The sequence below is a fragment of the Enterococcus sp. 125944 genome (assembly GCF_051909435.1).
GTDB classification, from domain to species: Bacteria; Bacillota; Bacilli; order Lactobacillales; family Enterococcaceae; genus Enterococcus_D; species Enterococcus_D gallinarum.
The window spans coordinates 11868-33863 of sequence record NZ_JBQASY010000019.1 but is presented as its reverse complement, the minus strand read 5'-3'; the positions used below and the strand labels follow the sequence as shown (position 1 = coordinate 33863).

General features: G+C 39.8%; 23 protein-coding genes. 18 read left to right on the top strand and 5 right to left on the bottom strand.

The features are described from left to right. Positions 1 to 2: 2 nt before the first annotated feature. The gene (locus ACTFWY_RS14555; RefSeq protein WP_005470181.1) at positions 3 to 1169 is read right to left on the bottom strand and encodes a betaine/proline/choline family ABC transporter ATP-binding protein; all 1167 of its coding nucleotides are present in this window, start codon (positions 1167 to 1169) and stop codon (positions 3 to 5) included. A 375-nt stretch (positions 1170 to 1544) separates the two neighbouring features. Between ACTFWY_RS14555 and ACTFWY_RS14550 the strand changes: the two genes are divergently transcribed. The 11 genes from ACTFWY_RS14550 (at position 1545) to queA (ending at position 9915) form a co-directional block, all read left to right on the top strand. Next, positions 1545 to 2447, top strand: a complete 903-nt coding sequence (locus ACTFWY_RS14550) for an LCP family protein (RefSeq protein WP_003128244.1) — start codon at positions 1545 to 1547, stop codon at positions 2445 to 2447. After that, a complete protein-coding gene (locus ACTFWY_RS14545) occupies positions 2444 to 2701 on the top strand; it encodes a hypothetical protein (RefSeq protein ID WP_225585882.1) in 258 nt (85 codons plus the stop codon). The genes ACTFWY_RS14550 and ACTFWY_RS14545 overlap by 4 nt, the downstream gene beginning before the upstream one ends. Beyond that, a complete protein-coding gene (locus ACTFWY_RS14540; RefSeq protein ID WP_227173574.1) occupies positions 2698 to 3015 on the top strand; it encodes a polysaccharide deacetylase family protein in 318 nt (105 codons plus the stop codon). Before ACTFWY_RS14545 ends, ACTFWY_RS14540 begins: the two co-directional genes overlap by 4 nt. Continuing rightward, positions 3012 to 3290, top strand: a complete 279-nt coding sequence (locus ACTFWY_RS14535; protein WP_005470187.1) for a hypothetical protein — start codon at positions 3012 to 3014, stop codon at positions 3288 to 3290. Before ACTFWY_RS14540 ends, ACTFWY_RS14535 begins: the two co-directional genes overlap by 4 nt. Before the next feature lie 2 nt (positions 3291 to 3292). Continuing rightward, positions 3293 to 4897: an acyltransferase family protein gene (locus ACTFWY_RS14530; protein WP_137264608.1), complete on the top strand. Its 1605-nt coding sequence runs from the start codon at positions 3293 to 3295 to the stop codon at positions 4895 to 4897. A 41-nt stretch (positions 4898 to 4938) separates the two neighbouring features. After that, positions 4939 to 5664, top strand: a complete 726-nt coding sequence (locus tag ACTFWY_RS14525) for a DUF1361 domain-containing protein (protein WP_117474742.1) — start codon at positions 4939 to 4941, stop codon at positions 5662 to 5664. Next, a complete protein-coding gene (locus ACTFWY_RS14520) occupies positions 5624 to 6277 on the top strand; it encodes a response regulator transcription factor (RefSeq protein ID WP_003128251.1) in 654 nt (217 codons plus the stop codon). Before ACTFWY_RS14525 ends, ACTFWY_RS14520 begins: the two co-directional genes overlap by 41 nt. 1 nt (position 6278) lies before the next feature. Then, complete coding sequence (locus ACTFWY_RS14515; RefSeq protein WP_003128252.1) at positions 6279 to 7661, top strand: HAMP domain-containing sensor histidine kinase; 1383 nt, start codon at positions 6279 to 6281, stop codon at positions 7659 to 7661. 2 nt (positions 7662 to 7663) lie between these two features. Further along, positions 7664 to 8269, top strand: a complete 606-nt coding sequence (locus tag ACTFWY_RS14510) for a hypothetical protein (RefSeq protein WP_003128253.1) — start codon at positions 7664 to 7666, stop codon at positions 8267 to 8269. A gap of 176 nt (positions 8270 to 8445) precedes the next feature. Beyond that, a complete protein-coding gene (locus tag ACTFWY_RS14505; RefSeq protein WP_086268973.1) occupies positions 8446 to 8736 on the top strand; it encodes a hypothetical protein in 291 nt (96 codons plus the stop codon). 147 nt (positions 8737 to 8883) lie between these two features. Beyond that, positions 8884 to 9915 (top strand): tRNA preQ1(34) S-adenosylmethionine ribosyltransferase-isomerase QueA, encoded by a 1032-nt coding sequence (gene queA / locus ACTFWY_RS14500; RefSeq protein ID WP_005470202.1) that lies wholly within the window; start codon positions 8884 to 8886, stop codon positions 9913 to 9915. A gap of 529 nt (positions 9916 to 10444) precedes the next feature. On the opposite strand, the gene ACTFWY_RS14495 is transcribed toward queA, so the two are convergent. Together ACTFWY_RS14495 and ACTFWY_RS14490 are read right to left on the bottom strand one after the other, a co-directional pair. Beyond that, positions 10445 to 11122 carry a response regulator gene (locus tag ACTFWY_RS14495; RefSeq protein ID WP_081131875.1) on the bottom strand — a complete coding sequence of 226 codons (678 nt, stop codon included), beginning with the start codon at positions 11120 to 11122 and terminating at the stop codon, positions 10445 to 10447. After that, positions 11119 to 12657, bottom strand: a complete 1539-nt coding sequence (locus ACTFWY_RS14490) for a Spo0B domain-containing protein (protein ID WP_257601743.1) — start codon at positions 12655 to 12657, stop codon at positions 11119 to 11121. The genes ACTFWY_RS14495 and ACTFWY_RS14490 overlap by 4 nt, the downstream gene beginning before the upstream one ends. Positions 12658 to 12913: 256 nt before the next feature. On the opposite strand from ACTFWY_RS14490, the gene ACTFWY_RS14485 reads away from it, so the two are divergent. Together ACTFWY_RS14485 and ACTFWY_RS14480 are read left to right on the top strand one after the other, a co-directional pair. Further along, positions 12914 to 14182 carry a 2-hydroxycarboxylate transporter family protein gene (locus ACTFWY_RS14485; protein WP_225585976.1) on the top strand — a complete coding sequence of 423 codons (1269 nt, stop codon included), beginning with the start codon at positions 12914 to 12916 and terminating at the stop codon, positions 14180 to 14182. 38 nt (positions 14183 to 14220) lie between these two features. Beyond that, positions 14221 to 15396 carry an NAD(P)-dependent malic enzyme gene (locus ACTFWY_RS14480; RefSeq protein WP_439926890.1) on the top strand — a complete coding sequence of 392 codons (1176 nt, stop codon included), beginning with the start codon at positions 14221 to 14223 and terminating at the stop codon, positions 15394 to 15396. 83 nt (positions 15397 to 15479) lie between these two features. On the opposite strand, the gene ACTFWY_RS14475 is transcribed toward ACTFWY_RS14480, so the two are convergent. Further along, positions 15480 to 16187, bottom strand: a complete 708-nt coding sequence (locus tag ACTFWY_RS14475; protein WP_003128265.1) for a DUF975 family protein — start codon at positions 16185 to 16187, stop codon at positions 15480 to 15482. 194 nt (positions 16188 to 16381) lie between these two features. On the opposite strand from ACTFWY_RS14475, the gene tgt reads away from it, so the two are divergent. After that, positions 16382 to 17527, top strand: a complete 1146-nt coding sequence (gene tgt / locus ACTFWY_RS14470) for a tRNA guanosine(34) transglycosylase Tgt (RefSeq protein ID WP_005470211.1) — start codon at positions 16382 to 16384, stop codon at positions 17525 to 17527. A gap of 82 nt (positions 17528 to 17609) precedes the next feature. Beyond that, positions 17610 to 17948 carry a preprotein translocase subunit YajC gene (gene yajC, locus ACTFWY_RS14465; RefSeq protein ID WP_439926883.1) on the top strand — a complete coding sequence of 113 codons (339 nt, stop codon included), beginning with the start codon at positions 17610 to 17612 and terminating at the stop codon, positions 17946 to 17948. Between the two features lie 365 nt (positions 17949 to 18313). On the opposite strand, the gene ACTFWY_RS14460 is transcribed toward yajC, so the two are convergent. After that, positions 18314 to 18745, bottom strand: a complete 432-nt coding sequence (locus ACTFWY_RS14460) for an Hsp20/alpha crystallin family protein (RefSeq protein WP_003128269.1) — start codon at positions 18743 to 18745, stop codon at positions 18314 to 18316. Positions 18746 to 18976: 231 nt separating this feature from the next. Here ACTFWY_RS14460 and ACTFWY_RS14455 point away from each other — a divergent pair, with 231 nt between their 5' ends. Genes ACTFWY_RS14455 through ACTFWY_RS14445 form a run of 3 tightly spaced genes read left to right on the top strand, consistent with a single transcriptional unit; the run spans position 18977 to position 21882 of the window. Continuing rightward, positions 18977 to 19819, top strand: coding sequence for a YitT family protein (locus tag ACTFWY_RS14455; protein WP_103301078.1), 843 nt, complete (start codon positions 18977 to 18979; stop codon positions 19817 to 19819). Positions 19820 to 19839: 20 nt separating this feature from the next. After that, positions 19840 to 20568 (top strand): GntR family transcriptional regulator, LSA1692 subfamily, encoded by a 729-nt coding sequence (locus ACTFWY_RS14450; RefSeq protein WP_003128274.1) that lies wholly within the window; start codon positions 19840 to 19842, stop codon positions 20566 to 20568. A 12-nt stretch (positions 20569 to 20580) separates the two neighbouring features. After that, entirely contained in the window at positions 20581 to 21882 is a 1302-nt protein-coding gene (locus ACTFWY_RS14445) for a Sapep family Mn(2+)-dependent dipeptidase (protein WP_439926885.1), read from the top strand. Positions 21883 to 21996: the final 114 nt, after the last annotated feature.

Below are 21996 nucleotides of genomic sequence, written 5' to 3'. Positions count from 1 at the left end.
GGCTAGACCTCCTCTGGTTTTGCGGATTCGATCGCTTCAAGAAGGGAGGATTCCTCGCCCCAAATAACGTCATAAACAATGTCGACTAATGAAGCACGCGTCAAAATTCCTACCAAATGATTCTCAGCATCCACGACTGGCACATATTTCAAACCGCGTTTAAGGATTCGTTGCAACGTATCTCGCAGTAAGGCGGTTTCTTTTACATAGAAAACATCTTTATTAAGAATATCCCCGACACTAGTTACTTTGCCTCGATTGCGGTCGATCGATTCTACATCGATATACCCTTTTAAGACATTGCTATTATCCGTCACTAATAATGTATCTACCCGTTTTTCTCTCATCAGGCGAATCGCTTCTTGTAAAGATTTTTCAGGAGTGATGGCGATTGGTGTTTTGAGCATGACTTCTTTAACTGGTGTGGTGTCTGGTTTTGCTTGCAGAAGGCGGTCTTCACCGATCAATTCTTCAACAAAGGTAGTAGCAGGATTTCGCAGAATATTTTGTGGTGTATCGAATTGGATAACGCGTCCTTCGCTCATGATCACGATGCGGCTAGCTAACTTTAATGCTTCATCCATATCATGGGTAACGAAGACGACGGTTTTACCTAAACGTTCCTGCAAATCTTTGATCAAATCTTGCAGTGAATCGCGAGTGATGGGGTCCAAAGCACCGAAAGGTTCATCCATCAAAATGATATCTTGGTCGGCTGCCAGGGCCCGAACAACACCGATCCGCTGTTGCTGTCCACCAGATAATTCGTGAGGGTAACGATCCAGCATTTCACGAGGAAGTTCCACCAGATCGATCATTTTCTCTGCTGTCTTATTTCGTTCTTCTTGACTGACCTTCAAAAGTTTTTGTACTAATGTAATATTTTCTCGAATCGTCATATGAGGCATCAAGCCGATGCTTTGGATCACGTAACCGATTTGGCGTCGTAATTCTACTGGATTGATATCGGTCACACTTTTGCCATCAATCAGAATTTTTCCTTTGGAGGGGTCTGTCATACGGTTGATCATTCGCATACAAGTAGTTTTACCACTACCACTGGTACCAATGAAACAAATAAATTCTCCCTTTTCAAAGGATAGATTGACATCTTCGACAGCCACTTTGCCGCCTTTATAGATTTTGGATACATGCTGAAATTCAATCATGATTTCACCTCTAGTTTTATTTAGGCGCAGCTTATTTACGCCTAGGGTCTGTAATTAGTATGCCCAAAAGTTTGCTGTTATTCAAATATTCTGCCTTTTTTATTCATATTTGCATATTATAAGCAAAATGTTTGAAACAAATCCAATCGAAATGAAAATCCAATAGGGAATATATGCATTATTCTTCATTTTGATTGTTATTTTTAAATGGGGATGAGTAGACTTTCTTCTTCACTAAAAGTGATATACAACATTTTAATATTAAATTAAAAGCGAACATTGCTGCTACAAGCGAGCATGTATCGAGTCACCAAATACTAAATCGATACATTTCAGATACATTTTTCCTTTAATTTAGCAGCAGGAGGTGTTCCGATGCGGAAAATAATTCTTATTTTGCTTTTTGTTTCAGTAGTCCTTGTTGGTGGTATTACTGGCTGGGCAGTCTATTCTGCAAATAAAATAAATACAAAAGTGTACGAAAAATTGAATCCTTCAGATGAGCAGTATGACTTAGATTACGACCAATTGAAACAAGAACCTTTTAATGTTTTGCTACTTGGCGTTGATACTGGAGAGTTTGGGCGAACGGATTCTGGTCGAAGTGACAGTATGATAGTCGCTCATATCAATTTAAAAAAGAAAGAATACACATTAATGGGAGTTGAACGCGATCTTTTAGTTGATATCGCAGACCAAGGAATGCAGGATAAATTAAATGCGGCGTATGCTTATGGAGGTGCAAGCTGTTCCGTTAAAACAGTAGAAAAAATGTTGGATATTCAAATTCCTTATTTTGTTTCTATTGATATGGGAGATTTTCAAAAGATTCTCAAAGAAGTAGGAGCTGTTCAAGTAGAAAATGAATTTGAGTTTAGTTCTGATGGATTCGATTTTCCTAAAGGTAAACTAACGTTATCTCCAGAAGAAGCACTTTCTTGGGCGAGAATGAGGTATGAGGATCCACGAGGGGACTATGGCAGACAAATGCGGCAACAGTTGTTACTGAAAGGTGTTTTGGAAAATATGGCGCAATTGAACCAAGTCACAAAATGGAATGCATTTATCGATATCTTGACAGATAACATCAAAACCAATCTACCCATTACCAATCTTGTTCTTCATGCGAAGAAACTGATGAAAGAGCCAACAATTATTCATGACCAAGTGATCGGAGAGGAATTGATTCAGAATGGAATCTCTTATCAAACAGTTTCGACAGAAGAGATAGCAAGAGTTCATGATGTATTGACAACAAATAAGGAGGAAAAGCAATGAAAAAGATCCGTTTACTCATAACTGGCTTTATCTTTTTGTTAGTACTTTGCGGCTGTGCACGAATCAGTGAGGAATTTGCTAGAGGAAAAACAGAGAACAATCTGTCCCAGTCCTCCGAGTTAACAAGCAACAGTAGTTCTTCAAGAACAGTGACAAGTAACAATAAGGCTACTACAGAGACTAGTTTGGAAAATATACTAGAAAGCACTACAGAGACAGAGGAGATTCCTTCAAATAAAAAAAGGTCGCTTTGACATTTGACGATGGGCCAGATCCCAGCAATACACCTAAATTATTGGAACTATTGAAAAAAGAAAAAGTGCCAGCTACTTTCTTTTTAGTAGGACAGAACGTAGAGATGTATCCCGAGGTGGTGAAAGCCATCGCAAAGGATGGCCAAACTATCGGTAGCCATACCTATGATCATCAAGACCTCAGCACATTGAACGAATCTGGAATGACTAATGAGATCACGAAGACCGATCAATCTATCAAGAAACTCACAGGCAAAAAACCAGCCTATTTTCGCCGCCATATGGTTCTGTCAATGCAAAAGCTGCAGAATTGATCAATCGTCCCATCATCCAATGGTCTGTTGATTCAGAAGATTGGAAATCTAAAGATGCCCAAATGATCATTGATAAAGTAACGAGTTCTGTCTATGATGGTTCGATTATTTTGTTGCATGACATTCATCCGGAAACCATTGCTGCAGTCCCTGAGATTATTCGTGATTTAAAAAAAGAAGATTATCAATTTGTGTCTTTAGCTACTCTTTTGAATAATCCTTCCAGCAATGAGACTTATTACGGAGAAAATGATCATCGGCCAGCCGGAGGTTAAACATGGATAAACACTATTCAGCAGGCATCGATTTTCTTAGGGCATTTGCGGTTATTGCTGTTATTCTCTACCATTTGCCTCAATATTCTTTTCAAGGAGGAAATCAAGGCGTAACGATTTTCTTTGTTATTTCGGGTTACTTGATGGCAAAGAATGCTTCCTATGCGTATCAAAAAAAACAGTTCTCCTGGATTGGCTTTTATAAGAAACGGATCAAACGGATTTATCCGTTTCTTTTATTCTCCTTACTTATCTTTATTCTGATAGCTGGGAGTATTCAAATCCGAATGCTAGGAAACATCAAAAGTGAACTTCCAAGTTTACTCTTTGGATATAACAACTGGTGGCAGATCCACGAAAAAGTCTCTTATTTTGATCGCTTCGCAAATTCGTCCCTATTTAAACATTACTGGTCTTTGGCGGTGGAATTACAATTTTATCTAGTTTTTCCACTCTTCTTTCTAACAGTCATGCGTTTGTCTAGAAAAAGAGGCTATCAGCTTATGTATCTTCTTACCATTATTTCGATTCTCACCAGTCTGTTATCGCCGTTTTCTATCGCTTATTACAATACCTTTGCTCGACTTTATCCGTTTATAGTTGGCATGTTTGGTTTTTTCAATAGAAAGAACATTAATGATGTCATTTCTTCAAAAAAAGTAACGAAGTTTTGGCTCATCATGAGTTGTTTGACTCTGGCTGTCTTTATTCCGCTGCCTTCGTTTACAGGTAGCTCATTGCTTGTCAGTGTATTAACAATGCTATTACTCGTTTTGATAAATGACAAAGAAGTGGAAAAAAGAACCAAAATCGCCAAATTCCGTCTTCAATATATAGGCAAAATTAGTTATGAATTATATTTGGTTCACTATTCGGTGTTTATTCTCCTAGTGAATATAGCACCTAAGATGAATCCTCTAATTGAATTGGTAGTGGTTCTGATCATGACGGTTCTGATGATTGCTGGCTTTCATTCTTTCATGCATTTAAAAAGAAAAGCAGGACGTTACCTTGGAGCAGGTCTTGTTGCTGTTGCAATCGGAATGATCATTTTTGCACCGACTAACCGTCTGACTGCGGATCAAAACGAATTGAAACAAGAGTTAAGCAGTAATCTGAAAAAGATAGAGAATCAACCCAATCAAAAAGGAAATATCTTATTTATAGGGGATTCTGTGATGCTTGGAGCATATCAAGAATTGGAAGATACGTTTAGTGGGCAAGCAACCGTTGATGCGAAAGAATCACGGCAAATATCTAGTTTGGCAACGATTCTTCAAGGGTATCCCAATTTAGCTGATTATTCGACGGTAGTAATCGGACTGGGTACAAATGGTATTATTTCGGATGAGTCAATCGATGAAATCCTTACTCAATTAAAGGATAAACAGATATACTGGATAACTATCAAATGTCCGGAAGGCTGTCAAGAATCTGTGAATCAAAAATTAGCAGAGCTTCCTAGTCGCTACAAGAATGTCAATATCATCGACTGGTTTAGCCACAGCAAAGACCACCCAGAATACTTTTATGATGATGAAACTCATTTGAATGGGGAAGGACGCAGTGTTTATGCCCAATTAATGAAGTCTGTTCTTTCTAAATAGTGGGACAATGGCTAGGAGAGCGCGTTAAGACAGGAGGAACCATGTATTTACTAAATAAAACAATGAATGGGATTCGGTTATATTATTTGATTTTACTGGGAATCTTATATCTTTCATTTTATCAATCAAGTGTCTATTTTCTTTTCTTTACTAATACTATTTTGGCATATATTCCAATAGAATTAACCTTTCTTGCAATGTATTGTAAAAAAAAGTACATTATAGTGGTAGTTGTGTGTCTCTGGCTTGTTTTTTTACCAAATAATTTTTATCTCATGACAGATCTATTTCATCTTTCTTTATTGACACCTTATGATGAAGTAACATTGTTGATAAGTAAGGATTTAATGAATTGGATCAAACTTTTTCTGATTTTGTTGGCAGTGATGCCTTCAACAATTTTGGGCTGCTGGAGCATTGACAAGATTGCAAGAATATTAGTAGAGAAATTAACCATTGGTGTCTACCCAGCGCTTTTGATTGCGTGTCTTTTATTTATGGATTCTATTGGGATTTATATTGGGCGATTTACCCGTCTTAATAGTACAGATATTTTTGTGCGTCACAATCAAGCGCTTCAAAAAATTTTCGCTGATTTTGAAGATATTGACAATCGATCGATCGTACTTTTACTTTTGCTCTATCTTTTTTTGTGCGGTATCATGATCGGCTATCAGCTTATAAAACAGCTTCTTTACAAAAATTGGGAAGAAAGTGTGAAATCAAATGGATGTACTCATAGTAGAAGACAATCAAGCCATAAATAACCTGCTAGTAAAAAGCCTCGCAAAAAAAGGCTATCGAACGATCCCGATTTTTGATGGCAAAAGTGCCGCAGATTACATTGAAAATCATGAGGTGGATCTGATTCTTTTAGATATCATGTTACCAGAAATAAGTGGGGATGAATTAATAGACTATTTTGTCGAATTTGATATCCCAGTTATCTTTTTAACTGCCAAGAATACCTTGCATGATAAAGTGCGAGGATTAAAGTTAGGTGCAGAAGATTACATTACGAAACCTTTTGAACTAGAAGAATTATTTGCTCGAGTTGAAACAGTACTTCGCAGAAGGAAAAAGAGTTCTGTTTCTGAGATAAATTGGCACAACATCCGTATTGAAGACGAGAAGAGAAGTGTATTTTTTAACAATGAGTTGATTGCATTGACGCCTAAAGAATATCAATTGTTCATTTATCTCGTTCAAAATCGCGGAATTATTTTAGAGCGAGAAACGATTTATCAACGAATTTGGGAATCGCCAAGTGAGCCAGATAGCAGAACTCTTGATTTACACATTCAGCGGATCAGAAAGAAACTGCATTTGGAAAACGAGCTGCGAACGATTTATGGTGTAGGGTACTTATTGGAGGAATAAGATGAAATATGCGACAAAAGCATTCTATTGGCTGCTATTCTTTTTTTTACTTTTGTATTTAGGGATCAGCACCATCAGTTTGCGGATCATCGCTCAACATGCAATCAATCAGGAATATGATCAAGCACTAGCTACCCAAAAAAGTGCTGCGATACTATTTGCAGCCAAAATTGAAGATCAAGAACCTACGAAAGAGCAGTTACGGAATCTAAGTGATATAGTCAAGAGCACGGTAAAGAATGATTTTGAAATTTTGGATAAAGAAGGAAAGAGTGTGTATGCCAGTACAACTGACTTTCCAAGCATAACAGAGGTTGTTGATTACGATTCAATTAAGAAGAACACAATCAACATTAGCCCAATCATCACAATCAAACAAGAGAAGTTTTTATTTACAAGCTCGACAATTGGAACGACAGACTATTATTTGGTGTCTAAGCAGAATCTAATCACTTATCAAAGTATTCTGAAGAAAGCAAGTCATTATTTTCGAATGATTTTATTTCTTTTGCAGATCGTTTTGATTCCAATGTCGTGGTTTTTATCAACCCTCATCACTAAACCGATTCAAAAATTGATTGATCGCGCAACAGAGATTGCAAAAGGGCAAACAACAAAGCCTTTCGTTGTTGAAAAACGTGGAGATGAAGTTGAAAAGCTTGCCAACAGCCTAAACGACATGGCCAATAAATTAAATCAAGACATAGAACAAATCAGTCAGGAAAAAGAAAAGCAAGAATTATTTGTCTCAAGTTTATCCCATGAAATTTCTACCCCGCTAACGTCGATCATCGGCTATGCGCAAATGTTGCAGTGGGAGGATCTAAAGGAACCTTCTTCGGAATTTGTCGATTATATTTTAGAAGAAAGTTTCCGCTTGAAAAGCCTATCAGAAGATGTTTTGCGTTTATTGTACTCGAAGAAAAATGAAATGAATCTCGAAGCAATATCGACAGACCAGATTGACTCTTATATTACTCAATTTGTCTCTGGATTAGATGAGCGGATCCTTTTGCAGATGACTCTTCAAAAGGCCACCATACGAATGGACTTTAACCTATTTAAATTAGTCATTGCAAATATATTTTCTAACGCATTAGATGCGATGAAGGATAGGAAAGAGATGTGCATCACTGGCTACAGTAATGAAGGACGATATTATTTTATACTGAAAGATACTGGTCAGGGAATTCCCGAAGAGATTATTGATCAAGTCACTGATGAATTTTTTACGGGGGATGTCACTAGAAATTCTGGGCATTTAGGCTTAGGGCTTTCATTAGTGAAGAATATTATCTCACTTCATGAAGGGCAAGTGACGATCACTAGTGAGAAAGGTGAAGGAACGTTTATTACGATCGACTTTCCTTTAGATGAGGACTGAAGATGAGGAAAAGAATAAAGATAAGTCTGATCCTCCTATGGGTCGGTTTCAACGTATTTCTACTATTTTTACCAAATATGCTGTTTACAGATTCATTGTCAAAGCCAGTCGTATTTGAAGAATCCTTGGAGCTGCCTTCAAATAAAAGTACATTAGAAGAAGTGCTCACGAACGCCGGGAAAGTAACGCAATATAATAATACGGGAGAAGGAAGCCAGTATGTCAATACATATGCGGTGGAAATAGAGAAGCTGCTAAAAGAAATGGGAATCTCTTCAGAATACTTGGTTACGTTATCCCAGAATCTAAAGATTGATTCGGAAACTGTTTATTGGCAAATCAATTATTCTTCGATCGAAGGTTATGGGGAAGCCCTGATTGAGGAATCGACTAATAAAATCGTCCAATTTAAATATTACCCAGAGCAATCATTTCAAGAGATAGATCCTGAGAAAATTTTAGGGGCATATTTTAAGTATCTAAACATTGAAATTTCCTCAATAAAAAAAGATAGTCCACTATTTGAAGTATCTTTTGCTGACGGCCAAAACATCAAAGCGGTTATTGATAATTATCGTATTATTCTTAATTATCCCAGTGTTGAATAGGACAAGTAATGGAACAAGTAGCATTTTTTGAATATAGTTCTCCTTGGAGCGATTAAGAAAGGAATGAAAGGATGGCTTTATGAATTTTCGATAGAAGTGAATCGATAGAGACGAAGTGATTCGTAAAGCATAGGTTAGCAGTTCAACCTAAATGTCTTTCGTGGTTAGTTTGAATAATGGAAAAAGAATACTGGAAACGAATTTGCTTGCTTACTGCAATTCCCGATTGGAATAAAGATTCAGAGATTGTTACAGAAGTTGAACGATTAAGAAAGAAATATGAAGGCTATCGCAAAGAAATTGACTCGAAAAAAGTCATGGTTTTTTATAAAAACAACAGCAGTTATGTTTATGACACATTGAAAAAATGTGCTCAGCAAGAAAAAATCCCACGTGAAAAAATTTTGTTTTATTCACAAAACGATAAAGCAGATAAAAAAGGCAGAAGATTCCGTGTTATCGGTTAAAATTCTCTAATAGATTAGGAGCACCGTGAAAAGGTTCTAGTCTCTCTAGCGCTCTTTTTATTTAAAGCTATGCCTAGTTTCCTAATTGGCGAGTAATCTCTAAACATGATAGAATAGACGGGCATATGAAAGAAAGAGAGTGACGACATGCTTACAACAGAAGATTTTGACTTTGAGTTACCGGAAGAATTGATCGCTCAAACGCCGCTTAGCGATCGCTCCAGTTCCCGCCTATTGGTCGTGGACCGAGAAAGCGGTGCAATGGAAGACAAACATTTTTATGACATTATTGATGAATTAGCTCCTGGCGATGCCCTTGTGATGAATGATACTCGCGTTTTGCCCGCTCGTATCTATGGCGAGAAAATCGAGACCGGCGCTCATCTAGAGATTTTATTGTTAAACAATATCGAAGGGGACAGTTGGGAAACATTAATCAAACCTGCCAAGCGAGCAAAAGTCGGTACGAAGATCACCTTTGGCGACGGTCGCTTAGAAGCGGTCGTTGAAAAAGAACTCGAACATGGTGGCCGAATTATTCGATTCAGCTATGATGGGATTTTCTTAGAGATTTTAGAATCTTTGGGTGAAATGCCATTGCCGCCATACATCAAGGAACGATTGGAAGATCCAGATCGTTACCAAACCGTTTATGCTAAAGAGAATGGATCTGCAGCGGCACCAACGGCCGGTTTGCACTTTACGCCAGAATTATTGAAGAAAATCGCTGATAAAGGGGTCAAATTAGTTTATTTGACCTTACACGTGGGTCTAGGAACTTTCCGCCCAGTTAGCGTCGATAATATTGCGGATCACGAAATGCACAGTGAATTTTATCGATTGACGGAAGAAGCGGCGGCTCAATTAAACGATGTGCGGGCAAATGGTGGGAAAATCGTTGCGGTCGGAACGACTTCGATCCGTACATTAGAGACGATTGGTACCAAATTTGATGGCGATATCAAAGCCGACAGCGGCTGGACGAGTATTTTCATTACCCCCGGCTATCAGTTCAAAGTTGTCCAAGCCTTCTCAACGAATTTCCATTTACCGAAATCGACATTGGTAATGTTGGTCAGTGCCTTTGCCGGACGCGATCTAACATTAGAAGCTTATCAGCATGCCATCGATGAACGTTATCGCTTCTTTAGTTTTGGCGATGCCATGTTCTTAAAATAAAAAACTGAACGACAAGAGCGGCTCGTTAAGTTGGGATACTTCTCAACTTTTTGAACTGCTTTTTTGTCGTCCAGCTTATAACTAAGGGAAGGTATAAGTGGTGGTCGCTGATGGTTGGTTCATGCAAAGCAATTGTTTCTCAAAATTTGTTTTCTTTTACAAACTTACACATGTTTCGTGTGTACTGATACAACGTAATAGACGTATCCTTTTTTCGAAAAGATTCTCGATTTTGTGTTACGCTTTTCTGTTACTTTACACGCTTGATACTAGGTGAAACTTGTACGTTCAACAACTTTTAGTAGATTGAGTTTGCGATATTTACAAGACCACCAACAGAGTTGCTACCTTCCTTACACCTATACTATAGCATATTTAGGAAGCGTTTGCAAATAGGTAGGGTATACAAAGTACAACGATCAATTCACAATTTAAAATCTAAAAAGCTGACTTACTAAAACATCGTTTATTCAATAATCAGCAAATCAGCAATCACTCGTTGACGTTCCTAGAGAGAGTCCACTAATTGTTAGGATCGTTGGTAAACTTTATAAGGGCGTCCGATTTTGGTATAGATAATCTGACTGGTAACATAGTTATTTTTTTCTAAGTAAAGCATGTATTTACGGACTGAGACATGAGAAAATCCGCTGACCTCTACCAAATCTGGGATTGTAAAAGTGTCTGGAAATGTTTGGATAGCCGCTTTGATGCGATCCATGGTATCAGGAGAGAGTCCTTTATCCAGTTCTGTAAGGGATGGCTCGGGACTCTTCTTTGCAACCATTATTTGATCAATGGTTTCTTGGGCAAGACTGTCTTGTTCCAAAGCTTCTTGCCGTTTTAGAAATAGTTCGATGCTTTGCCGGAAACGTTCATAGGTAAATGGCTTGACGAGATAGTCCAGAACACCTAAATGTAGTCCATGCTGAATAGTTTGTGTCTCATTGGCTGCTGTGATCAAGATCACTTCGATGGCTTGCTGAGAGTTCCGGATCTCTTTGAGCAAGTCTAAGCCGTTGCCATTTTTCAAATGGACATCTAGCAGCACTAAATCAACTTGTTTGTTTTGTAGTAAGTATTCAGCATCTGTCACAGCATCTGCCGAATAGATTTCTTGAAATCTGCCGATTTTTTCTAAATAATTCCGATGGATAAATTCCACCATTGGGTCATCTTCGACAATTAATCCATGTAATGGTTTCATTTTATCACCCCATGATAATGCGTTTGTAATTGGAGAACGACAAAGTTAGGTTGTTCTTCTATCAAAAACTCTGCCTGGTAATCTTTTAACATTTGTTGGAAATAGTTGCTGTGAAAACTATCCTGCAATTGCTGCTGATCCGTTGTGGTCAGCTGAATGGTATAGGTCGTTGTCAGCAGGCCTGTTTCATGATGGATCTCGATCCGCAAATCTTCTATGGTGATTAGTTGCAACAAAACATGATGAATATACCGGTAAAGATCGATCAACGATTTTGTTTCAACTTCTTGCGAATTGGCGGGAATTTCTGGTGAAATCTCGATCATCAAGTGGATTTTACGCTCAAAGAACTTTTGACGTTCGCCAATCAAAAATCCAGCAACTTGCGGATTCTGAACTAAAAAAGACAAGCGATGAGAGAACTCTTTTTCTGGAGTCAAAATATCATCCAGATAAATTTTCAATTCATCATAGGCTTTTAAATCAGCGAGCCCATAGATCACATGCAGTTTATTCATAAACTCATGGGACTGAGACTGCAGCGCACTGGCGTAAGCAGTAGTATTGGCTAACTGATCCATGACGAATAACGATTCTGTCGCATTGCGCAAAAACACGATCCAACCGATCCGTTTCTGATCCACATTGATCGGTGCAGAGGAAAAAAGAAAATCCTGTCCATTTTGCCGATAGAGCTGTTCAACATTTCGCTCCAAGTCTACAGCATCGGTCTGCAAGATCAAATCCTGCAAATGTTTGCCGACCAAGGAGTCATTGTGTCCACTGTTCTTTTGGTAAAGCTCGTTGGCGGCGATATTTGCCAAATTGATTTGTTGGTTCAAATCCAATACAATGACCGCATCTTTAGTTTCTTCCAACATGGCATTGCGTTCTTCAAAGAGACGTGAGATTTCTTTTGGTTCTAAATTATGAAGTTGCCGTTTCAAATAATAGGCAAGTCCAGTTGCTGCAAAGGCGGCGATTGTGATACTTAATGCTAAGGCAAGTAGATACCCTTCCCGAGAACTCTTTACTAAAGCACTCAAGGACTGCATACGGATCCCTAAAGCTACTACACCGATTTGTTTTTGCGATTCAGTGAGGGAATAGACGGGAACGAATCCCCGCAACGAGCGACCCAATGTTCCTTCACTGACAGAAACATGTTCTTTTCCTTCCAATGCAGTGACTTCATCACCGCCTTCGAAGTGTTTGCCGATTTGGGTCTCATCCGGATGAGTCAAACGAATGGCTTGCATATCCATAACTACCACGAAATCCAACCCGTGTATGTGTGTCACTTCATTTGTGTAAGCTTCCAATTGATCGTTGGAACGTCCTTCTTCCAAAGCGGTAGTCACTTGTGGATCGATCGCCAGCTGTTTACCGACGGACAAGAGCAGGTGTTCTTCGTTGGAGCGAATAAATGTGGAATTTTGAATAAGGACTAAACCATAAAGAATGGAAGTGACAATGAGTAAGACGATTGTAAAGACTAAAGTCAATACCCCCCATAACCGTAACCCTTTTTTCACTACATTTCCCCCTTTATTCGTAAATTATAACATAGCGGCGGAATCCCTAAAGACGCTTTAATTAATTTAAATACTTAAAATAATTAAATAAACTACGAAAAAGAAAACGCTTGCTTTAATCTGTGTGTAACGAGGTACTCGTAGAACTAGTAGATCAATTTAGGAGGAAAGCAAAATGGAAAAGCATATCGAACCCCATGTGGCGAGAGAACAGGTTGAATCTAAAGCAAAAGAAGAGAAGCTAATTGATCGGTGGATGAAAATCAAAATTGGATCAGTTCCGCTGCCAGTATACATTGTTTTATCAACAGTCATCGTAGTCACGGGTCTGTTACAACAATTACCCGTAAATATGCTAGGTGGTTTTGCGGTCATTTTGACTTTAGGGTGGTTATTAGGAACGATTGGTGCCACTATTCCTTTTATCAAGAATTTCGGTGGTCCGGCAATTTTATCTTTATTGGTTCCATCTATTTTGGTTTTCTTCAACTTAGTCAATCCGAATATTCTTGAGTCTGCCGATATTTTGATGAAGCAAGCCAACTTCTTATATTTTTATATTGCTTGTTTAGTTTGCGGCAGTATTTTAGGGATGAATCGCAAAATCTTAGTCCAAGGTTTGATGCGGATGATTATTCCCATGATGATCGGGATGATCTGCGCCATGGGTGTTGGCACGCTAGTTGGTGTATTATTAGGTTTAGAATGGCAACATACGTTGTTTTTCATCGTTACTCCAGTGTTAGCTGGCGGGATCGGTGAAGGAATTTTGCCTTTATCACTAGGCTACAGTGCCATTACTGGTATGGGGAGTGAACAGCTGGTCGCACAACTGATTCCAGCAACGATCATTGGTAATTTCTTCGCGATCATGTGTACCGCATTGCTCTCTCGCTGGGGAGAAAAACGACCAGATCTTTCTGGGGGTGGACAATTGGTCAAAATGAAAAATGATGATGACATGGCAGATGCGTTAAAAGATGATTCCGGCGCTTTTGATATCAAGAAAATGGGCGCTGGTGTGCTGACCGCTTGTACACTGTTCATTGCTGGTAGTTTACTGCAGCATTTGACTGGGTTTCCTGGTCCTGTATTGATGATTGTCTTAGCCGCTTTTTTGAAATACTTGAATGTGGTGCCGGCAGAAACACAACATGGCTCCAAACAATTGTATAAATTTATTTCCGGCAACTTTACTTTCCCATTGATGGCTGGTTTAGGATTGTTGTATATTCCATTGAAAGACGTTGTGGGAACACTGAGTGTCTCTTATTTCTTAGTCGTCATCAGTGTAGTGTTCACGGTAATTGCCACCGGGTTCGTCGTATCACGTTTCATGAACATGTATCCCATCGAAGCCGCAATTATTTCTGCTTGTCAAAGCGGTATGGGAGGCACAGGAGACGTAGCGATCTTAAGTACCGCTGACCGTATGAACTTGATGCCTTTTGCCCAAGTAGCTACCCGTTTAGGCGGCGCCATCACAGTGATTGCCATGACCGCAATCTTGCGAATGATTTTTTAATAAAAAATAGAAAAAACGATCAACTATTGGAGGAACGAATCATGTCAGAAGATGTAAAAGAAATCGCTTTGCGACAAGCCAAAGAACATGGCGGTAAATTGGAAGTAGTATCAAAAGTGGCGATTGAAAATCGAAGAGACTTAAGCATTGCCTACACTCCGGGTGTCGCTGCCGTATCTTCCGCGATCGCAGAAGATAAACAGCTGGCCTATTCATTGACAACAAAGAAAAACACAGTCGCTGTTGTAAGCGATGGTTCTGCTGTGTTAGGTCTTGGTAATATTGGAGCAGAAGCAGCAATGCCGGTCATGGAAGGGAAAGCCGCTTTGTTCAAGCGATTTGCAGATGTAGATGCTATTCCTATCGTTTTAGATACTCAAGAGACAGAAGAGATCATTGCGATCGTCAAAGCAATTGCACCGACCTTTGGTGGAATCAACTTAGAAGATATCAGTGCGCCGCGTTGCTTCGAAATCGAACAGCGGCTGATCGAAGAGTGTGCGATCCCGATTTTCCACGATGACCAGCATGGGACGGCAATAGTTGTCTTAGCGGCTGCTTTCAACAGCCTGAAATTGATTGGCAAATCACTAGCAGAAGCCAAAATCGTTGTCAATGGCGGTGGTTCTGCTGGGCTTTCTATTACTCGTAAGTTTTTGGCAGCTGGTGCAAAAAATGTCATTGTCGTAGACAAGGTGGGGATCTTGAATGAAGAAAATGATCATTTACCACCTCATCACGCAGAGATTGCTAAAGTGACAAACCGTGACCATCTTTCTGGTGATTTGCAGACAGCATTGAAAGGTGCCGATATCTTCATTGGTGTTTCTGCTCCAGGAGCACTGAAGAAGGAATGGATCGCTGAGATGGGAGATAAGCCTGTGATTTTTGCTATGGCTAATCCAGTACCGGAAATCTTCCCAGACGAAGCCTTAGCAGGAGGTGCCTATATCGTTGGTACTGGACGCAGTGATTTTCCTAACCAAATCAACAATGTGTTGGCTTTTCCTGGTATTTTCCGTGGAGCTTTAGATGCTCAAGCCCGCAAAATCACGGTTGAGATGCAGATTGCCGCAGCAAAAGGAATTGCTAGCTTGATTCCAGACGAGGAGCTGTCACCAACAAACATTATTCCGGATGCTTTCCAAGAAGGAGTAGCCAAAATCGTTGCAAATTCAGTCAAAGATGCTGTGGAAGCAAAACGTGTCAATTAACGGAAGAAACATTGCGTTGAGAACAATTTTTCATTCTATCAAAAAAGGACCTTACTTTGATATGTCAAAGTAAGGTCCTTTTTTTAAGCTAATGTCTGTTTTGGCAAGTTTTCATAAAAGGCTGCTTTGGTAGCACTGATATAAGGTGTCAACCAAAGATACCCGATACCAGCTGTGATAATGGCTAGAATGTGCCAGCCAATAAAACTCAAATCAAGTAAGAACAGTTTTCCTTTATACCCTTTCATCAATCGGCGGCTAGCCGTGATGCAAGCAAGAAAATCTGGCCGTGTACCTGTTTGCTCATAGGTATCATAGTAGATGAAGTATGCTTGTGAGTAGGAATAGGATTTGATGATTCCTGGAATCACAAATAATAATGCCCATAAACTAACGAAAATCGTTGATAAAATATAGATGACAATGATACCAAGTGCGAATACACCGCTAAATCCACGAAAGACATCAGAAAATGGACGAATCTCTTGTTTATTGCCGCGTAACAAATCAAGGAATGTCCAAGAAATTCCGGCACCAAACAACGCTGAGAATAATCCGCTGATCAAGCCACCGCCACTACCGCCAGTTGAGTTCGACGCTTCATTGATGGATTGACTATCAAAGGCGCCATTTTGACTTAATGCCATTAAAGGCAACACAACAATCACTACGATCACAACAGCAAAAGCAATAGAGATCAACGTAGGGACCAAGCACATCAATACGCTATCTTTCCAGCGTCCATTCAGAACGGATTTGGCTTCACTTTTTAGTTGTCCTCTAGTTTTCATAAAAAAACCTCCTTTCTATCTGTTTAACATGATAGCAAATGAGCATGGATTGTACAAAAAATAAAGCAAAGAAAGGAAAGTTTTTTTGAAAAAGAGGAAGAGAAGCTGAAACCTTCTTGCAAATTCCTAACGCAACCCTTATCATTAATAGCGTTGCACAGTTAATCGAGTCTATAAAGAAAGTAGGGAAATGAATGTCGCAACCTGCCATTCGTTATCGTCTGATCAAGAAAGAGAAACATACAGGTGCCCGTTTAGGTGAATTGATCACACCGCATGGCACTTTTCCAACGCCAATGTTTATGCCTGTAGGAACTTTAGCTACTGTTAAGACCCTTGCACCGGAAGAACTGAAAGCCATGGGCGCTGGTGTCATTTTAAGTAATACATATCACTTATGGCTGCGACCAGGAGAAGATCTAGTGGCCGAAGCAGGTGGGCTGCATAAGTTTATGAATTGGGATCAGCCGATTCTAACCGATTCTGGTGGCTTCCAAGTCTTCTCACTAGCAGATATGCGAAATATCGTTGAAGAAGGTGTCCATTTCAAGAACCATCTAAACGGTTCAAAAATGTTCCTTTCACCAGAAAAAGCTATCGATATCCAAAACAAACTAGGTTCGGATATCATGATGAGTTTTGATGAATGTCCGCCATTCGATGAAAGCTATGAGTATGTCAAAAAATCAGTAGAGCGGACTTCTCGCTGGGCAGAACGCGGATTGAAAGCTCATGCCAATCCAGATTCTCAAGGCCTGTTCGGGATCATTCAAGGGGCCGGTTTTGAAGATTTACGGAAACAAAGTGCGCAAGATTTGATCAGCATGGACTTTCCTGGTTATTCGATTGGCGGTTTGTCAGTAGGCGAGCCAAAAGCTGAAATGAATCGCGTCTTGGAATTTACCACACCATGGATCCCTGACCACAAACCTCGCTATCTGATGGGGGTAGGAGCCGCAGATTCTCTGATCGACGGCGTTATTCGCGGGGTCGATATGTTTGACTGCGTATTGCCGACTCGAATCGCCCGTAACGGAACATGTATGACGTCTAAAGGTCGTTTAGTCGTGAAGAATGCCCAATTTGCCCGAGATTTCCGACCAATTGATGAAAACTGTGATTGTTATACTTGTAAGAATTATTCACGGGCGTATATTCGTCATTTGATCAAATGTGATGAAACATTCGGGATCCGATTAACTTCTTATCACAATGTTTATTTCTTGTTGAATTTGATGAAACAAGTCCGTCAAGCGATCATGGATGACAACTTGCTGGAATTCCGGCAACATTTCTTCGAAGAATATGGCTTCAATAAAGAAAATGCCAAAAATTTCTAATTTATTCTGGTAAAACGGTAGGAATACACGTCAGATTCTGATAAAGTATCTATAGAAAAGTAAAAAAATCGAGGTGAAAAAAATGGCACAATCTTTACCAATGCTCTTTATGCTTGTTGCTTTGGTGGCAATGTGGTTCTTCATGAGCCGTTCACAAAAGAAACAACAGCAAGAACGAAAAAACTTATTGGAAAATATGAAGGCTGGAGATCGCGTAGTAACAATTGGCGGACTTCATGGCGTTCTTTCTGAAGTAAATACAGACAAGAGTACAGTTGTCATCGACTGTGAAGGTATTTTCTTAGAGTTCGATTGGGCAGCGATTCGTACCGTGACACCTGGTACTGGTGCATCTGTTGCAACTGAAATCGAACCAGCTGATGTTGTTGATGAAACAAAAGCAGACGATACAAAAGAATAATTTTTTTCGATCCGTCTGATAAAGACAGCTAGGACTAGAGCGTGGGACAAAAGTAAAAAAACTTTTGTCCCACGCTCTAAACACGTCTAGATGGTGGGAGCAGAAGCAACTCCTTCGGAAACAAGTCGAAATACCCCAAAATTTGAGAAGCAATTTCCGCGTATTCCTTCTTATTTCTAGGAGTTTAGCACCTCTTCCCAGCCTCTTTTTTATAGAGTGGCGTTTGTCCAGATTTTCGCTTGTTCTTTAGCGAGAGCAAAAAAATCAGCAAGCAAAGCATGGAGAATAAGTCTTTTTCTACATTAATAGCCCCCTTAACAAGCATTTCTGTTAAGGGGGCTGTTTGTTTGGTAAAAGTGATGCTGCTACTCGATCGGAATGGTTTTCTTAGGTTCTTTGCCATGATCATCTTTTGGCAAAGTCAATTTAAGAATACCTTCAGAATAAGAAGCTTTGATGTCGTCTTCTTTGACATTTTCTAGCAAATATTGGCGACGAACACTTGTTAAACTACGCTCGCTGCGTACTAGTTTTCCTTTTTTATCTTCAGTCGTAGTATCCGATTGATGTTGACCAGCAATCGTCAAAATACCATTCTCATAAGTGACTTGAATATTTTCTTTAGGAATACCAGGCAGCTCTGCTTCAACGAGATATTCCGAATCATTTTCGTGAATATCTGTTTTGATCATGTTCGCTTTAAAACCATCAAAAAAACTGCGACCAAAATCTTCGAAGAAATTAAAAGGTGTCATACTATAGGCATCTGAGCGACGAGGTTCAATCTCATGTGACATAATAATCAATCCTTTCTTTATTTTTCTTTCCAATTATTATTTTAGTCAAAATTAGTCAGTTTTCAAGTATTTTACTCTCTTTTTCTAGCCCGCATGTCAGGATAAATTTTACCCCTCGATCCTGAGAAAGACTATGGATCAGCAAAGGCGGTTTCTTTAAAGAAAATAAGTTTTTTGATGACAGTATATACTTAATGATATATACTATAATCGAAGCGGAAGGAGATGCTTATGCCAAAAAGAATAAAACGATTAGCTGTTGCACTCATTTATGCACTGTTATCATCCATCGCATTGAATATGTTCTGGCTGCCAGGAAATATATTTGCCAGTGGAATTACTGGACTTTCACAATTATTGTCGCAGCTCTTGGAAGTATACTTTGGTATCGAGTGGTCAATCCCTGTGTTGGTCTTATTTTTTAACGCGCCATTGTTAGCGATTGCATGGTGCAAAATCGATCGTGATTTCGCGCTTATGACGGTTTGTACTGTCTTCCTCTCATCTGTTATGATGAAGGTGGTCCCAGTTGTCACATTGACTACAGATCCAGTCATCTGCGCTGTTTTTGGCGGGGTGCTCCATGGGTTTTCCGTTGGTCTGACTTTAAACGATGATTTTTCCACAGGAGGATTAGATATTTTAGGGATCTTAGTGAAGAGAATGACCGGCAAAAGTATTGGCAGTTTCTTTATCTTTTTCAATGTCAGTCTTCAACTCGTTGCTGGAATGATTTTTGGCTGGCCATACGCTTTTTATAGTGCAATCTCTTTCTTTATCAGTGGTCGAATGGTAGACTACGTGAATCTCAAGCAAAGGCGTGTGCAATTACTAGTAGTAACCGAAAAAGCAGAAGGTGTCATTGCAACATTACAATGTGCACTTCAGCGAGGGATCACAGTGATCAATGATGTTGAGGGGGGCTTTGATCATCAACAGAAGAAATTGTTGCTTTTAGTCATCTCCCAAAAAGAATTAAAGACAGTTGAAGGGATGATTCAATCCGTCGACAACCAGGCCTTTGTTAGTGTGGCTTCTGGTGTGAGTGCGAATCGTCCATTTTATGAATGGTAGAGTAGAAAGTAGGGAATCAAGTGAAAAAACAAGCCGTTTTTCAGGAAGTAGCAGATAAAATCGCCCAACGTGTCAATGATGGCACTTATGTAACGAGTCAGAAGCTGCCTTCTGATTATGATTTAGCGGAAGAATTTCAATGCAGTCGGCTAACTGTCCGCAAAGCCATCGATCTTCTGATCACCCAAAATATCCTAGTCAAAGAAAAAGGCAAAGGAACGTATGTGATGAAGCAGCCAAAGATCCAGAGTGGATCTGGCGGATTGCAAAGCTTCACCGAAACGGCCAAAGCCCAAGGGAAAAAGACCCGAACCGAAGTCTTACAAGTAGAGACAGTGAAAGAATTACCGACTAAGATCCGACAGATGTTCGGCAACTATGGGAAAGAACCAATGGTGTATCTGACTCGCTTGCGTTATTTTGATGATGAACCGATGACGGTGGAGAACCTCTATGTATTGAAGCGTTATTTAGAAAAAGAGTCCGGCGAAATCACCAAAGATCAGTTAGAGTCTTCTTTATATGAAGTGATCGAAGCCAACATTGAGATTGGTTATTCCCATCAAGAAGTGGAAGCGGTCAAAAGTCCGCCAGACATTGCCAAGCTATTGCATGTATCCGAAGAGGAACCAATGCTTCTCGTGCATTCGATGACTTATTCCCCTTCTGCGAAACCGATCTTGTTCGATACATCTTTTTATCGTGCAGATAAATATACCTTTAAAAATACATTGGTACGTCAAAAATAAGGGGTGGCAAAAATGGATCAAATCAGCACAGCCATTGAGGAAAACTGGCTGGATTTTCTAAACTTACTCAAACAAGTCATGCAAGTTCCTAGTGTCAAATCTGAACCTATGCCACAGGCGCCCTATGGTACGGAAACTCGGCGAGTTTTGTCTTTGGTAATGGAAAAAAGTGCCGATTTTGGATTTGAAACAAAGGTGATCGATGATGCGATCGGCTATGCACAGTGGGGACCAGAAGGGTCAGACTACATCGGTATCCTGGGACATCTCGATGTGGTGCCTGCGGGTTCAGACTGGGATTTTCCGCCGTTTGATTTAAGCGAAAAAGACGGCCGCCTTTATGGTCGGGGAATTCTAGACAACAAAGGACCAATCATTAGTTGCCTTTATGGGATGAAATTATTGAAAGAATTAGGGCACCAACCGAAAAAAAATCTGCGGATCATTTTCGGTACGGATGAAGAAAGTGGTATGTCGGATGTTCCTCATTATTTGGCCGCAGAACAACCACCTGTGTTCGGATTTACACCAGATTGTAAGTATCCGGTAGTCTATGGCGAACGAGGGGTCGTCAATGTAGCGCTCCATTTTCCGCTGCCAGACGATGAACTACAGCAACTCACTTCGTTTCAGGGGGATCAATTCCGAGACCATGTTCCTGACGACTTGAGTGTAAGCATTGCCGGTCAGAAGTTTGAAGTCACAGGGAAACGTTCTCCAAGCAATGCTCCTGAATTGGGAGAAAATGCAATTACGATCCTGGCAGCCCAACTGGCTGAGAAACAAACTATTCCTCCAACCATACAATCTTATTTTCGTTGGATCTGTCAAAGCTTTCATCAGCAGCATTTTGGAGAAGGGATTGACTTGGCGCTGGCTGATGAAGATTCTGGTAAATTGATTTTGACGCCTGTCGTGATACAAAAGTCTCTCACAGGATTAGTGATGGAAGTTGCCTTTCGCTACCCAGTGACTGTTACAGAAACAGACGTGTTGTCCCGTTTGAAAAGGCAACTGCCTATCGGTGTCGAATTAGAAGTCATTCGCAGTATTCCCGGGTTTTGCCGAGACAAAGAATCAACCGAAATAGCTAAACTGTCGACGATTTATCACACAGTCACAGGCAATGACCCTAAACCAGTAACCACAACAGGGGCAACCTATGCACGCAAAATGCCGAATATCTTGGCATTTGGTCCGTCTTTTCCTGGTCAAAAAGGGATTGCACACAATAAGAATGAGTACATGGACAGTGCTGACTTACGAATGAATTTAGAGATCTACATGCGCAGCATCAAAGCATTAACAGAATAAGAATGCCCTGGATGAATCCCCAACAATAAAAAATTAATCCGAAACGAGTTTCTTATAAATCAATGAGAGTTGAAAGAAACTCGTTTTTAGTATAGACATACTAGTATATACCAT

Excerpts from the sequence above, each read along its gene's own strand:
- ACTFWY_RS14520 (WP_003128251.1), top strand. The coding sequence starts at position 5,624 with ATGGATGTACTCATAGTAGAAGACAATCAAGCCATAAATAACCTGCTA.
- ACTFWY_RS14515 (WP_003128252.1), top strand. The coding sequence starts at position 6,279 with ATGAAATATGCGACAAAAGCATTCTATTGGCTGCTATTCTTTTTTTTA.
- ACTFWY_RS14495 (WP_081131875.1), bottom strand. The coding sequence starts at position 11,122 with ATGAAACCATTACATGGATTAATTGTCGAAGATGACCCAATGGTGGAA.
- ACTFWY_RS14550 (WP_003128244.1), top strand. The coding sequence starts at position 1,545 with ATGCGGAAAATAATTCTTATTTTGCTTTTTGTTTCAGTAGTCCTTGTT.
- ACTFWY_RS14530 (WP_137264608.1), top strand. The coding sequence starts at position 3,293 with ATGGATAAACACTATTCAGCAGGCATCGATTTTCTTAGGGCATTTGCG.
- yajC (WP_439926883.1), top strand. The coding sequence starts at position 17,610 with ATGGCACAATCTTTACCAATGCTCTTTATGCTTGTTGCTTTGGTGGCA.
- ACTFWY_RS14485 (WP_225585976.1), top strand. The coding sequence starts at position 12,914 with ATGAAAATCAAAATTGGATCAGTTCCGCTGCCAGTATACATTGTTTTA.
- ACTFWY_RS14525 (WP_117474742.1), top strand. The coding sequence starts at position 4,939 with ATGTATTTACTAAATAAAACAATGAATGGGATTCGGTTATATTATTTG.
- ACTFWY_RS14475 (WP_003128265.1), bottom strand. The coding sequence starts at position 16,187 with ATGAAAACTAGAGGACAACTAAAAAGTGAAGCCAAATCCGTTCTGAAT.
- ACTFWY_RS14460 (WP_003128269.1), bottom strand. The coding sequence starts at position 18,745 with ATGTCACATGAGATTGAACCTCGTCGCTCAGATGCCTATAGTATGACA.
- ACTFWY_RS14545 (WP_225585882.1), top strand. The coding sequence starts at position 2,444 with ATGAAAAAGATCCGTTTACTCATAACTGGCTTTATCTTTTTGTTAGTA.
- ACTFWY_RS14510 (WP_003128253.1), top strand. The coding sequence starts at position 7,664 with ATGAGGAAAAGAATAAAGATAAGTCTGATCCTCCTATGGGTCGGTTTC.
- queA (WP_005470202.1), top strand. The coding sequence starts at position 8,884 with ATGCTTACAACAGAAGATTTTGACTTTGAGTTACCGGAAGAATTGATC.
- ACTFWY_RS14455 (WP_103301078.1), top strand. The coding sequence starts at position 18,977 with ATGCCAAAAAGAATAAAACGATTAGCTGTTGCACTCATTTATGCACTG.
- tgt (WP_005470211.1), top strand. The coding sequence starts at position 16,382 with ATGTCGCAACCTGCCATTCGTTATCGTCTGATCAAGAAAGAGAAACAT.
- ACTFWY_RS14505 (WP_086268973.1), top strand. The coding sequence starts at position 8,446 with ATGGAAAAAGAATACTGGAAACGAATTTGCTTGCTTACTGCAATTCCC.
- ACTFWY_RS14555 (WP_005470181.1), bottom strand. The coding sequence starts at position 1,169 with ATGATTGAATTTCAGCATGTATCCAAAATCTATAAAGGCGGCAAAGTG.
- ACTFWY_RS14445 (WP_439926885.1), top strand. The coding sequence starts at position 20,581 with ATGGATCAAATCAGCACAGCCATTGAGGAAAACTGGCTGGATTTTCTA.